Source organism: Klebsiella planticola (assembly GCF_000783935.2).
Lineage (GTDB): Bacteria > Pseudomonadota > Gammaproteobacteria > Enterobacterales > Enterobacteriaceae > Klebsiella > Klebsiella planticola.
Window position 1 is genome coordinate 1,542,204 of the sequence record NZ_CP026047.1, and the last position, 13,040, is coordinate 1,555,243.

General features: G+C 58.4%; 10 protein-coding genes. 7 read left to right on the forward strand and 3 right to left on the reverse strand.

Features of this window, described 5'->3' with window-relative positions; translation table 11 throughout:
* Positions 1–23 precede the first annotated feature (23 nt).
* Genes MC50_RS07475 through araD form a run of 5 tightly spaced genes read left to right on the forward strand, consistent with a single transcriptional unit; the run spans position 24 to position 5,105 of the window.
* Positions 24–1,343 (forward strand): MFS transporter, encoded by a 1,320-nt coding sequence (locus tag MC50_RS07475; protein WP_047663581.1) that lies wholly within the window; start codon positions 24–26, stop codon positions 1,341–1,343.
* Positions 1,344–1,397: 54 nt separating this feature from the next.
* Positions 1,398–2,903 carry an FGGY-family carbohydrate kinase gene (locus tag MC50_RS07480; RefSeq protein ID WP_047663582.1) on the forward strand — a complete coding sequence of 502 codons (1,506 nt, stop codon included), beginning with the start codon at positions 1,398–1,400 and terminating at the stop codon, positions 2,901–2,903.
* Entirely contained in the window at positions 2,900–3,553 is a 654-nt protein-coding gene (ulaD, locus tag MC50_RS07485) for a 3-keto-L-gulonate-6-phosphate decarboxylase UlaD (protein WP_047663583.1), read from the forward strand. The genes MC50_RS07480 and ulaD overlap by 4 nt, the downstream gene beginning before the upstream one ends.
* A gap of 2 nt (positions 3,554–3,555) precedes the next feature.
* Positions 3,556–4,416: an L-ribulose-5-phosphate 3-epimerase gene (locus MC50_RS07490; RefSeq protein WP_047663584.1), complete on the forward strand. Its 861-nt coding sequence runs from the start codon at positions 3,556–3,558 to the stop codon at positions 4,414–4,416.
* The gene (gene araD, locus MC50_RS07495) at positions 4,410–5,105 is read left to right on the forward strand and encodes an L-ribulose-5-phosphate 4-epimerase (protein WP_047663585.1); all 696 of its coding nucleotides are present in this window, start codon (positions 4,410–4,412) and stop codon (positions 5,103–5,105) included. The genes MC50_RS07490 and araD overlap by 7 nt, the downstream gene beginning before the upstream one ends.
* Before the next feature lie 82 nt (positions 5,106–5,187).
* Here the strand turns inward: araD and MC50_RS07500 are convergent, their stop codons facing one another.
* Positions 5,188–6,006 (reverse strand): AraC family transcriptional regulator, encoded by an 819-nt coding sequence (locus MC50_RS07500; protein ID WP_047663586.1) that lies wholly within the window; start codon positions 6,004–6,006, stop codon positions 5,188–5,190.
* 261 nt (positions 6,007–6,267) lie between these two features.
* Here MC50_RS07500 and MC50_RS07505 point away from each other — a divergent pair, with 261 nt between their 5' ends.
* Positions 6,268–7,668, forward strand: a complete 1,401-nt coding sequence (locus MC50_RS07505; protein WP_047663587.1) for an MFS transporter — start codon at positions 6,268–6,270, stop codon at positions 7,666–7,668.
* Between the two features lie 10 nt (positions 7,669–7,678).
* Complete coding sequence (locus MC50_RS07510; protein WP_032698565.1) at positions 7,679–9,640, forward strand: glycoside hydrolase family 127 protein; 1,962 nt, start codon at positions 7,679–7,681, stop codon at positions 9,638–9,640.
* 102 nt (positions 9,641–9,742) lie between these two features.
* Here MC50_RS07510 and selB read toward each other — a convergent pair whose 3' ends face one another.
* Both selB and selA read right to left on the reverse strand, forming a co-directional pair.
* Positions 9,743–11,581: a selenocysteine-specific translation elongation factor gene (gene selB / locus MC50_RS07515; protein WP_047663588.1), complete on the reverse strand. Its 1,839-nt coding sequence runs from the start codon at positions 11,579–11,581 to the stop codon at positions 9,743–9,745.
* A complete protein-coding gene (gene selA / locus MC50_RS07520; protein WP_047663589.1) occupies positions 11,578–12,966 on the reverse strand; it encodes an L-seryl-tRNA(Sec) selenium transferase in 1,389 nt (462 codons plus the stop codon). The genes selB and selA overlap by 4 nt, the downstream gene beginning before the upstream one ends.
* Between the last annotated feature and the right edge of the window lie 74 nt (positions 12,967–13,040).

Here is a 13,040-nt window from a genome sequence, read left to right on the forward strand (position 1 = left end):
GTTAATTTAAACAAGAGATTAATATGAACACTTCCTCTTACTCTACAACCGCGGATATTCCGCGCCAACGCTGGTTAAGAATTATTCCTCCTATTCTTATCGCGTGTATTATTTCTTATATGGACCGCGTGAATATTGCCTTTGCCATGCCCGGCGGGATGGATCAGGATTTAGGCATCACCGCGACTATGGCAGGCCTGGCGGGCGGTATTTTCTTCCTCGGCTATCTATTCTTACAGGTGCCAGGCGGAAAAATCGCCGTTCACGGCAGCGGCAAAAAATTCATCGGCTGGTCGCTGGTCGCGTGGGCGGTGATTTCCGTGTTCACCGGGCTTGTTACCAATCACTACCAGCTGCTGGCACTGCGCTTCCTGCTGGGTGTGGCGGAAGGCGGCATGCTGCCTGTGGTACTCACCATGATCAGTAACTGGTTCCCGGATGCCGAGCGCGGTCGCGCTAACGCCATCGTCATCATGTTCGTGCCGATCGCCGGGATCATCACCGCCCCACTCTCTGGCTGGATCATCACCGCCCTCGACTGGCGCTGGCTGTTCATCATCGAAGGCCTGCTCTCCCTCGTCGTGCTGGTGATGTGGGCGCTGACTGTTTACGACCGCCCGCAGGAAGCCCGCTGGATTTCCGACGCAGAGAAAAAGTACCTGGTGGAAACCCTGGCCGCTGAACAGCGCGCCATTGCCGGTAAAACCACGGTAAATGCCTCTCTGGGCGCCGTGCTATCTGACCGCACTATGTGGCAGCTGATTGCCCTGAACTTCTTCTACCAGACCGGGATTTACGGCTACACCCTGTGGCTCCCGACCATCCTGAAAGAGCTGACCCACACCAGTATGGGCCAGGTCGGGATGCTCGCCATTCTGCCGTACGTGGGTGCGATTGCCGGGATGTTCCTGTTCTCTTCCCTGTCTGACCGCACCGGCAAACGCAAGCTGTTCGTCTCTCTACCGCTGATTGGTTTCGCCACCTGCATGTTCCTTTCCGTTGTGCTGAAAGAGAGCGTCTGGCTGTCGTACACCGCGCTGGTCGGCTGTGGCTTCTTCCTGCAATCCGCTGCCGGGGTGTTCTGGACCATTCCTGCGCGTCTGTTCAGCGCCGAAATGGCCGGCGGCGCACGCGGTGTGATCAACGCCCTCGGCAACCTCGGCGGCTTCTGCGGCCCGTATGCCGTGGGCGTGCTGATCACTCTTTACAGCAAAGATGCGGGCGTTTACTGCCTGGCGATTTCACTGGCGATTGCCGCGCTGATGGCGCTGCTGCTGCCGTCCAGGTGCGACGCCAACAGTTCGTCTATCGGTACGGTAAACGCACCGAAACGCGCGATCTGACGCCTTCACCCCAACCCTCTCCCACCGGGAGAGGGTGCAAACCAGGAAAAAAAGATGAGTGAAAAAGAGACCTTCTGGCTGGGTATCGATTGTGGCGGTACTTATCTGAAAGCAGGCCTGTACAACAGCCAGGGTAAAGAATTCGATATTGAACGCCAGTCCGTTCACACCCTCAGCCCGCAGCCCGGTTGGGCGGAGCGCGACATGGCGGCATTGTGGCAGCACTGCGCGGCAACCATTTCCCGTCTGCTGCAGCGCACCGGCATTCGCGGTGAACAAATCAAGGGCGTCGGTATTTCCGCTCAGGGCAAAGGACTGTTTTTACTGGATAAAAATGACCAGCCGCTGGGCACCGCGATCCTCTCTTCCGATCGCCGCGCGATGGAGATCGTCAAACGCTGGCAGCAGGACGGCATTCCACAAAAGCTCTATCCGTTAACGCGCCAGACCTTATGGACCGGGCACCCGGCTTCACTGCTGTGCTGGGTGAAAGAGCACGAGCCGCAGCGTTACGCGCAAATTGGCTGCGTGATGATGGGCCACGATTATCTGCGCTGGTGTCTCACCGGCGTGAAGGGATGCGAAGAGAGCAATATCTCTGAATCCAACCTCTACCATATGACCTCCGGGCAGTACGATCCCTGCCTGACGCAGTGGCTTGGCATCAGCGAAATCGACGCTGCGCTGCCGCCCATTGTCGGTTCATCCCAAATCAGCGGTGAAATCACCTCTCAGGCAGCCGCCATTACCGGTCTCGCGGCGGGAACTCCCGTCGTGGGCGGTCTGTTTGATGTGGTTTCTACCGCTCTCTGCGCCGGGCTGGATGACGAGTACACGCTGAACGCCGTAATGGGAACCTGGGCGGTCACCAGCGGTATCGCCGAAGGGCTGCGCGATAACGAAGCGCACCCCTTCGTCTACGGACGCTACGTCAACGATGGTCAGTACATCGTCCACGAAGCCAGTCCCACCTCCTCCGGCAACCTCGAATGGCTGACCGCACAATTTGGCGACATCAGCTTTGATGAAATTAACAAGCTCGTCGACAGCCTGCCGAAAGCCACCAGCGATGTCTTCTTCCTGCCCTTCCTGTACGGCAGTAACGCCGGGCTTGATATGACCAGCGGCTTTTATGGCATGCAGGCGCTGCACACCCGCGCGCACCTGTTACAGGCGGTCTATGAAGGGGTAGTGTTTAGCCACATGACACACCTCAACCGCATGCGCGAACGCTTTACCGAGGTACGTTCCCTGCGCGTCACCGGCGGCCCGGCGCACTCTCCCGTATGGATGCAGATGCTGGCGGACGTCAGCGGCCTGCCCGTTGAACTGCCGCAGGTGGAAGAGACCGGCTGCTTTGGTGCCGCCATTGCAGCCCTCGTCGGCACCGGCGTTTACACAAACTTCACCGACGCCCAGCAGACCCTCAGCTACGAAATGCGCACCCTGACGCCGGACATGAACGCCCACGCGGCCTACCAGCGCAAATACCGCCGTTACCAGATTTTAATTGAAGCACTTCAGGGCTTTCACGCCCGTATTAAGGAGCACTCTTTATGAGCCGACCATTACTGCAGCTGGCGCTCGATCACACCGACCTTGCCGCCGCCCAGCGCGATGTTGCGTTGTTAAAAGACCGCGTGGATATCGTAGAGGCAGGCACCATTCTCTGCCTGAGCGAGGGGCTAAATGCCATTCGCGCCCTGCGCGCCCAATGCCCGGAAAAACTGATCGTCGCCGACTGGAAAGTCGCTGACGCCGGGGAAACCCTGGCCCAGCAGGCGCTGGAAGCGGGGGCCAACTGGATGACCATCATCTGTGCCGCACCGCTGGCCACCATCGAGAAAGGTCACGCCGTTGCTGCTGCGCGCGGAGGCGAAATCCAAATCGAGCTGTTTGGTAACTGGACCTTCGACGATGCCCGCGACTGGTACAGCGCCGGCGTGCGTCAGGCGATTTATCACCGTGGGCGCGACGCCCAGGCGAGCGGTCAGCAGTGGGGCGAAGTGGATCTGGCGCGCATGAAAGCGCTGTCGGATATCGGCCTGGAGCTCTCCGTCACGGGGGGCATCACCCCTGCCGACCTGCCGCTGTTCAAAGAGATTAACGTGAAGTCCTTTATTGCCGGACGCGCCCTTTCCAGCGCCGCCGATCCGCAGCAGGTGGCTGAAGAGTTCCACGCCCGCATTCGCGACATCTGGAGAGCGTAATTATGCGTAACCATCCATTAGGTATTTATGAAAAAGCGTTATCGAAAGACTTATCCTGGCCGGAGCGTCTGGTTCTGGCTAAAAGCTGCGGATTCGACTTCGTGGAAATGTCCGTCGACGAAACCGATGAGCGCCTGTCGCGACTCGAATGGACCACCGCCCAGCGCGCCTCGTTAGTGGAAGCGATGCTGGAAACCAATGTGTCGATTCCCTCGATGTGCCTTTCCGCGCATCGCCGTTTTCCGTTCGGCAGCCGCGACGAAGCCGTGCGTGAGCGTGCCAGAGACATCATGACCAAAGCCATCAAGCTGGCGCGCGATTTGGGCATCCGCACCATCCAGCTCGCCGGTTACGACGTCTATTACGAAGAGCATGACGCGGGCACTCAGCAGCGCTTCGCCGAAGGGCTGGCGTGGGCCGTTGAGCAGGCCGCAGGGGCTCAGGTGATGTTGGCGGTGGAGATTATGGACACCGCGTTTATGAACTCCATCACCAAGTGGAAAAAATGGGACCAACTGCTCGCCTCGCCGTGGTTCACCGTCTACCCGGACGTGGGCAACCTCAGCGCCTGGGGTAATGACGTCCCGGCAGAGCTGGCTCTGGGCATCGACCGCATCGCCGCTATTCATCTGAAAGACACGCAGCCGGTCACCGACACCAGCCCAGGCCAGTTCCGTGATGTGCCGTTTGGTGAAGGATGCGTCGATTTCGTCAATGTCTTCAGCACATTACAGAACCTGAACTATCGCGGTGCATTTCTGATTGAGATGTGGACCGAAAAAGCCAAAGAGCCGGTACTGGAAATCATTCAGGCCCGTCGCTGGATTGAAGCCCGTATGGAGGAAGGAGGATTCGTATGTTAGAGCAACTGAAAGCCGAGGTGCTGGCGGCAAACCTGGCGCTGCCCGCTCACGGGCTTGTCACCTTCACCTGGGGTAACGTCAGCGCGGTGGATGCAACCGGCAAACTGATGGTGATTAAGCCTTCTGGCGTGGAGTACGCCGTGATGAAAGCCGAAGATATGGTGGTGGTGGATATCGCCAGCGGCAAAGTGGTGGACGGCAGCAAGAAACCCTCTTCCGATACGCCAACGCACCTGGCGCTATATCGTCGCTTCCCGGAGATCGGCGGCATTGTGCATACTCACTCCCGCCACGCCACCATCTGGTCACAGGCCGGACTGGACCTGCCCGCCTGGGGCACCACCCACGCGGACTATTTCTACGGGACGATCCCGTGCACTCGCCTGATGACCTCTGAAGAGATCGGCGGCGAGTACGAGTACGAAACCGGCGAAGTGATCATCAAAACGTTTGAGGAGCGCGCCCTGAACCCGATGCAGGTTCCGGCGGTACTGGTGCACTCCCACGGCCCGTTTGCCTGGGGTAAAAATGCCCATGACGCGGTGCACAATGCGGTAGTGCTGGAAGAGTGCGCCTATATGGGCCTGTTCTCGCGCCAGCTGGCCCCACAGCTGCCGGATATGCAGGATGAATTGCTGGATAAACACTACCTGCGTAAGCACGGAGCGAATGCCTATTACGGGCAGTGAGCGCGTCCTCTGCGGCCCCCTGGCGATCTTCCTGTAGGAGAGCGCCAGGGGTCAGGGCATCAGACCGCGCAATGCTAAAGCCTCATCCCGAATTAATATGCTCCTTACAATACCGCCGCTTCCATGCGGCGGGCGTTATGCCGGTATGCTTGCGGAAAATCTGCCGAAAATAGCCCACATCGTGAAAACCGCACTGCTCCGCCACCTCTTTTAGCGACAGCGAATCGCTGATCAGCAGCTTCTCCGCTGCCCGAACACGCTGGCGGTGAATGGCTTCGGTTAACGTCAGACGAAAGGCCCGTCGGTAAACCCGGCCTAAATAGTCCACATTGCAGTGCAACTCTTTCGCCAGCAGCGACGCCGAAATGGGCAGATGAAAGTGCGTACCGATCATCTGACGGGCTTTCCAGGCCAGCGCAATGCCCGGGTTATTCCCCGCCCTTTCGCTTAAAGCGGAGGCTGATATCTGCTGCAAAATCAGCAGCAAAATACATTCCAGCGCTACACTTCGGTGCACATTTTCCTGCTCATTTAAGAATTGTCGAAATAACCCGGTCATATATTGTGGGTCACTTAACGTTGTGTGCTGCGGTAACATCAACACCGATTGATGCGCTTTTTTTTCCACCATCGGAGTTAATTCAAAATGCAGCCAGTAGAACTTTAAATCTGCCGGAAATTCCCCCACACCGACATGATGGCGTTGCGGCCAGAGTAATAAACTTTCGCCTGAATTTACCGTGAAAACCTTATCCTCTTCACGGATCGTTAATATCCCCTTTTCAACAAAAATAACTTCCCAGGAATGCAGGGTACGCGACGGGTGGCTCCCCACGCCGCGAGAAATAAATAACCCTCCGTTTTGCACCCGGATCGGAAGTGCTATGGATAATTCGAGCATAACTATGTCAACTCTCGCTATTACGTGATGAAAATAACCACCTTATTATTGATTATTAACGAAAACAGAATAACTGAGCGGATCGAAATCACATTTTCTCAATCAGGTCGGAATCATCACCTTTTTGTACTTTTCCCTTCCCTTGTTGTGTGGTGAATTCAATGCAAAATAAAAAGGTACTTTGCAAACTACACAACAAGAGCCACAACCAGGCGGCTTATTTTCTGGAAACAAAATCTCCGAATACGTGAGGCGTTCTCCATGACTTCGACATTAATTTCCACTACCGATTCGGCGCCAAAAGCGCTGGACGAAAAATTATCCCTCCGTGAAAAAATAGGTTACGGACTGGGCGATGCCGGCGGGACGGTCATTACCTGCCTGATAATGAACTTTCTCACGTTTTTCTATACCGATGTTTTTGGGTTGACGCCCGCACTGGTCGGAACGCTGTTCCTCGCGCTGCGCGTTTTTGACGCCATTTCCGACCCGATCATGGGTGTTCTTGCCGACCGCACCCAAAGTCGCTGGGGACGTTTTCGTCCCTGGCAGCTGTGGATAGCCGTGCCTATCGGCATCGTTGGCGTACTCACCTTTACCGTACCGGACGCCAGTATGGGAGTAAAAATTGCCTGGGCATTCGGGACCTATCTGCTGCTATCGGTCAGCTATACCGCAATCAATGTGCCGTACTGCGCGCTTATCAACACCATGACCACTCGTCATAGTGAAGTGATCTCATGCCAGGCGTGGCGTTTTGTATTATGCGGCGTGGCAGGATTTTTGGTCTCCGTGGGGCTACCGTGGCTGGTGAAAGCGCTGGGCCAGGGAAATACCGCTCAGGGCTATCAGTATGGCGTTGGCGTACTCTGTGCCATTGCGGTGGTGATGTTCCTGTGCTGTTTCTTCTGGGTTCGCGAACGTGTCTCACTGGATGTGATGGGCAAATTTACCCTGCGCGAACATATTGCCGGGCTGCGCAGAAACGACCAGCTGCTGTTGATGCTGGTGATGTCATTCCTGCTGATCAACGTTTTTAATATCCGTGGCGGCGGCTACATGTACTTCATCACCTACGTCCTTGGCGGTTCAACTGGCTATACCTCCCTGTTTTTCACTATGGTGACCTTTGCCTCTATTTTCGGCGCCGTCATCATCAACCTGTTATCCCGCCGTTTTGATACCGTCACCCTCTACTACCACACCAACCTGGTGTTAGCGGCGCTTGCCGTCGTGATGTGGTTTTTACCCACCGGCCCGGCCTACCAGACCCTGTGGCTGGGAGTGATCCTCGGCAACGGTATTATTCTCGGCTTCACTTTGCCGCTGCACTTCTCGCTGATGGCCTTCTCCGATGACTACGGCGAATGGAAGACCGGCGTGCGCTCTTCCGGCATGAACTTTGCCTTTAACCTGTTCTTCATCAAGCTGGCATGGGCTTCCAGCGCCGGCATCATCAGCCTCGTGTTTATTTACGTGGCCTATCAGCCGGGCGCCGATAATCAGACGGCATCATCGCTGGCCGGTATCACCACAATGGAAACCCTGCTGCCCGCACTTTTCCATCTGCTGCTCGCCTTCGCGATCCGCGCCTGCAAACTCAATAATCCGATGATGGCGCGCATTGCCAGCGACCTGCGCACGCGCCACGTTCAGCCCTAAGGAGTCCGTCATGTCTGTTATGGAAGTCGATCTGCACAAACTGAAAATCACCGATCCATTCCTCGGTCAGTACCAGCAGCTGGTGCGCGATGTGGTGATCCCCTACCAGTGGGATGCGCTTAACGACCGCATCGACGAGGCCGATCCGAGCCATGCGATAGAAAACTTCCGTATCGCCGCCGGGCGTCAGCAAGGCGAATTTTACGGTATGGTTTTTCAGGACAGTGACGTGGCGAAATGGCTGGAAGCCGTCGCCTGGTCGCTGTGCCAGAAGCCAGATAGCGAGCTGGAAAAGACCGCTGATGAAGTGATTGAACTGGTGGCTGACGCCCAGTGCGAAGATGGCTACCTGAATACCTACTTCACGGTCAAAGCTCCAGCGCAACGCTGGACGAATCTCGCCGAGTGCCACGAGCTTTACTGTGCCGGGCACATGATTGAAGCTGGCGTCGCCTTCTTCCAGGCCACCGGCAAACGCCGCCTGCTGGAGGTGGTCTGTCGCCTGGCGGACCATATCGACAGCGTGTTTGGCCCCGGAGAACATCAGCTACACGGCTATCCCGGGCACCCGGAAATTGAGCTGGCATTGATGCGCCTGTATGACGTCACCCAGCAACCTCGCTACCTGGCGTTGACGAACTATTTCGTTGAGGAGCGCGGAACACAGCCGCATTTTTACGATATCGAATATGAAAAGCGCGGCAAAACCTCCTACTGGAATACCTACGGCCCGGCATGGATGGTGATGGATAAGCCCTATAGCCAGGCGCACCAACCGATCGCTGAACAGCCTGTCGCCATCGGTCATGCGGTGCGCTTTGTCTACCTGATGACCGGCGTTGCCCATCTCGCCCGTTTAAGCCAGGACGAGGGCAAGCGCCGGGACTGCCTGCGGCTGTGGCAGAACATGGCCCGGCGCCAGCTGTATATCACCGGCGGCATCGGTTCGCAGAGCAGCGGAGAGGCCTTCAGCAGCGACTACGACCTGCCAAACGATACGGTGTATGCCGAAAGCTGCGCCTCCATTGGCCTGATGATGTTTGCCCGCCGGATGCTGGAGATGGAAGCCGACAGTCAGTATGCCGACGTAATGGAGCGCGCGCTGTATAACACCGTGCTGGGCGGAATGGCGCTGGACGGTAAGCACTTTTTCTACGTCAATCCGCTGGAGGTCCACCCAAAATCATTGAAATTTAACCATATTTACGACCACGTGAAGCCCGTTCGTCAGCGCTGGTTCGGCTGCGCCTGCTGCCCGCCGAATATCGCCCGCGTACTCACGTCGCTGGGACACTACATCTACACGCCGCATGCAGAGGCGCTCTATATCAATCTGTATATCGGCAACCATGCAGAGATCCCGGTGGGCGATAAGACATTGCGGCTGTGCATCAGCGGCAACTATCCGTGGCAGGAGCAGGTAAAAATCACCATTGACTCCTCCATGCCGGTCAAGCATACCCTCGCGCTGCGCCTGCCAGACTGGTGCGATAACCCGCAGGTGACGCTGAACGGCGTGGCGGTTTCACGGGATGTCCGCAAAGGCTATCTGCACATCCACCATCGCTGGCAGGAAGGCGACACTCTGCTGCTAACGCTACCGATGCCGGTGCGCCGCGTCTACGGTAATCCGCTGGTGCGCCATCAGGCCGGCCAGGTCGCCGTACAGCGAGGTCCATTGGTCTATTGTCTGGAACAGGCGGACAACGGCGAACAGTTGCATAACCTGCAGCTGCCGCGTAACGCCCGGTTCAGCGCTTTTGCAGGAAAAGGTATGTTTGCGCATAAGGTGCTTCTTCAGGCGCCGGGTTATAAGCAAACGGCGGAGAATGCGCAAAGCCAGGCGCTGTGGAGTTATGACCACACGCCGGCCACGCGCCAGCCGCAGACCTTAACCTTTGTTCCGTGGTTTAGCTGGGCGAATCGCGGCGAAGGAGAAATGCGCATCTGGGTGAAAGAAACGGACGAATAAACGCGGGAGGTAGTGCCGCGCCCCGAGGGAGTTCAACCTAAACATCCGCGCCGGCGCTACGCTGACCGGGCAGCGCAGGCTGGCCCGGTCACCTGAAGAGACTTAAAGAAACAAGGCTTTATCGCGCAGAATATGGTCATTACCACGACGGCGGGTAAAGCCAATCCGGTCGAAATATTCAAGAATTTGAATCGCCAGTTTACGCCCGACGTTCAGCGTATCGCGGAAATCTGCCGCACAGGTTGAACCGCGTAGCTGATCCAACTCGCGGATCATTCTGGCAAAGGCCACGATCCGATCGTTGCGATAATAACGATCTTTGACGATCGCGGTAATCATGCCCTGCTGCGCCGCCTGACGCAGCACCGCGCGCATCAGCGCCTCTTCAACGCCCGCCTCTTTCGCCAGGTCGCGCACCCACCATGGCTCATCGGCAAACAGGTCGGCAACCCGTAGCCAGATGGCCTGCTGCTCCTCGGTAAAGCCCGCTTTGTGTTCCGGCAGATGCAACCATCCGTGATGGCTGTCGATAGTCCCACTGGCGCGCATCTGCTCAATCAGCAGCAGTACCAGCGCTTCGTCCTCCATCGGCAGCGCAATACGCCGCAGACGTTCGCGGCCCGGTCCAGGCTCGTCGCGATGCTGATCGTGATAGCGCGCCAGCGCATCAAGGAGTTTTGTCTGCCAGCGCGCCGCCAGCGCAGGGCTGAGCAGGTTATAACCGGCCTGCAGATAGCCGGCGTTGCGGGTCAGCGCCGCCAGGCCATTTTCGTTCAGCTGACGGGCCCAGGCAAATTCATCCAGACGTACCGCGTCGCGCTGCAGGTGCGTCTCCAGCGCCTGGGCATCATCCGCAGCCGCCGCTAGCGCATGGAGCCACTGCAGATATTCCGCTTTCCGTTTGCCGCGCCGCGGCGGATTTAGCGTCACCACGCGGGCACCCGCCAGGGTAACGCGGGCGGAGATATCGCGCAGCACCAGGCGGTCGTTATCTGCCAGCCACAGCGGAGTATCGAGTACCAGTTCGGCAAGATTCCCCTCCAGCAGCGAGACGCGTCCGGTAATATGGCTGGCGGCATGATGGATATGCAAAGACTGCCATTGCGTCAACGGCGTATGGCACTGTAATTCAACAATCACCCGCCCGGACGCTTCGGGAGGCTGAACGGACAGCAGCCAGTCGCCGCGATTGAGCGCCTCTTTCTGCGCATCGCCGACAATGTTCAGCGCAATTCGCTGACCGGCCCGCGCCCGGTCGACCGGCTGGTTTTGCGCATGCAGCCCGCGCACGCGTATCGGCTTATCCACCCCGGTCAGCCATAGCGTATCGCCGACGTTGACCTCGCCGCTGAGCGCGGTGCCGGTCACCACCAGGCCCGCTCCTTTTACGGTGAAGGCGCGATCGATAGCCAGGCGAAAACGCTGATGCTGTGGGTGGGTGCGTTCAGGCAGCTGGCGCAGATGCGCGCGTAGCTCGTCGACCCCCCGGTTTTCCGTCGCCGCCGTGGCAAACAGCGTGGCGTGGGTAAAGCCAAATTCGGCCAGCACCGCGGCCACCTCGGCACGCACCTCGCTCACGCGCGCCCCATCAACGCGATCGGCCTTAGTCAACGCCACCGTCAGCGACGGCTTTCCCGTCAGCTGCAGGATGGCCAGATGCTCGCGGGTCTGCGCCATCACGCCATCATCGCAGGCCACCACCAGCAGCGCGTGGTCAATACCGCCCACCCCCGCCAGCATGTTAGACAAAAACTTTTCGTGGCCAGGCACATCGATAAACCCCAGCACGCGACCGTCGGGCTGTGGCCAGTAGGCGTACCCCAGATCGATCGTCATCCCGCGTGATTTCTCTTCCGGCAGACGGTCGGCATTAACGCCGGTGATCGCCTGCAGCAGCGTCGTTTTGCCGTGGTCAACATGTCCGGCAGTGGCAATAATCATTGTAATAACATCTCCATAAACCGGGGTTCATCTTCAAGACAGCGCAAGTCCAGCCACAGACGCCCATCGTAAATCCGTCCGATCACCGGGATCGTCAGCCCACGCCAACAGGCCGCCAGCGCCTCCAGCTGACTGCCTCGACCATCGCGCGGCGTAAAGGTCAGCGCCGCCCCAGGCAGACGGTCCACCGGTAGCGAACCGCTGCCAATTTGCGACTGACAGGGCTCCACCCGCACCTCAAACTGCGCGTAATGCGCGGCCAGCAATGGCTGCAGGCGCAGCGCCTGTGCCTGAATCGCCTCCGCCGTGCGGGTCAGCAGGCGTAGCGTGGGCAGCCGATCGGCCAGCGTTTCCGGATGCAGATAGAGCCGCAGAGTGGCTTCCAGCGCGGCAAGGGTCATTTTATCCGCCCGCAGCGCGCGCTTAAGCGGGTGCTGCTGCAGACGGGCAATCATCGCCTTCTCACCAACGATAATCCCCGCCTGCGGGCCGCCCAGCAGCTTATCGCCGGAGAAGCTCACCAGACTGACGCCCGCCGCGATCATCTCCTGCGGCATCGGCTCTTTCGGCAGGCCATACTGGCTCAAATCAACCAGCGACCCGCTGCCCAAATCCGCCACCACCGGAATACCCGTTTCGCGGCCAATCATCGCCAGCTCGGCTTCATCGACGGCCGCCGTGAAGCCCTCGATGCTGTAATTGCTGGTATGGACCTTCATCAATAGCCCGGTATTGTCATTCACGGCCTGGCGATAATCTTTCGCATGGGTGCGGTTGGTGGTACCAACTTCATGCAGGATACAACCCGCCTGGCGCATCACATCGGGAATACGGAATGCTCCGCCGATCTCCACCAGCTCGCCGCGCGAGAGCACCACCTCTTTACCGCCGGCGGTGGCCGCCAGCATCAGCAGCACCGCCGCGGCGTTATTGTTGACGATACAGGCATCTTCTGCACCGGTGATGCGGCACAGCAGTTCCGCCAGCGCCCGATCGCGGTGGCCGCGTCCGGCATCATCCAGGCTGTACTCCAGCGTGACCGGCGCACGCATCGCCTGGGCGACGGCATCAACCGCCGTTTCTGCCTGGATTGCGCGCCCCAGGTTGGTATGCAGCACCGTGCCGGTGAGATTGAACACCGGGCGCAGCGCGCTTTGCAATGTTTGCGCCAGCCGTCGCCCGGTTTCCTGCGGCCAGTCATCGCACCAGCCCGGCAGCGCCTGCTGCTGACGAATGTATTCCCGCGCCTCCTCCAGCATCTGGCGCAGCAGCGTCACCACCTGAGCATGACCATAGCGGGCCAGCACAGCAGAAAAAGCGGGGTCGCGAAGCAAACGGTCGGTGGCCGGAAGCCGGGTGTAAAGCGCACGAATATCGGTAGTCATGAATGGACCTGGCGGTAAGTTATTTACCCCCCTCCCGACGGGAGAGGGAGTCAACAAATCAGCGGTGATTGTAA

Excerpts from the sequence above, each read along its gene's own strand:
- MC50_RS07480 (WP_047663582.1), top strand. The coding sequence starts at position 1,398 with ATGAGTGAAAAAGAGACCTTCTGGCTGGGTATCGATTGTGGCGGTACT.
- selB (WP_047663588.1), bottom strand. The coding sequence starts at position 11,581 with ATGATTATTGCCACTGCCGGACATGTTGACCACGGCAAAACGACGCTG.
- araD (WP_047663585.1), top strand. The coding sequence starts at position 4,410 with ATGTTAGAGCAACTGAAAGCCGAGGTGCTGGCGGCAAACCTGGCGCTG.
- MC50_RS07500 (WP_047663586.1), bottom strand. The coding sequence starts at position 6,006 with ATGCTCGAATTATCCATAGCACTTCCGATCCGGGTGCAAAACGGAGGG.
- selA (WP_047663589.1), bottom strand. The coding sequence starts at position 12,966 with ATGACTACCGATATTCGTGCGCTTTACACCCGGCTTCCGGCCACCGAC.
- MC50_RS07475 (WP_047663581.1), top strand. The coding sequence starts at position 24 with ATGAACACTTCCTCTTACTCTACAACCGCGGATATTCCGCGCCAACGC.
- MC50_RS07510 (WP_032698565.1), top strand. The coding sequence starts at position 7,679 with ATGTCTGTTATGGAAGTCGATCTGCACAAACTGAAAATCACCGATCCA.
- MC50_RS07490 (WP_047663584.1), top strand. The coding sequence starts at position 3,556 with ATGCGTAACCATCCATTAGGTATTTATGAAAAAGCGTTATCGAAAGAC.
- ulaD (WP_047663583.1), top strand. The coding sequence starts at position 2,900 with ATGAGCCGACCATTACTGCAGCTGGCGCTCGATCACACCGACCTTGCC.
- MC50_RS07505 (WP_047663587.1), top strand. The coding sequence starts at position 6,268 with ATGACTTCGACATTAATTTCCACTACCGATTCGGCGCCAAAAGCGCTG.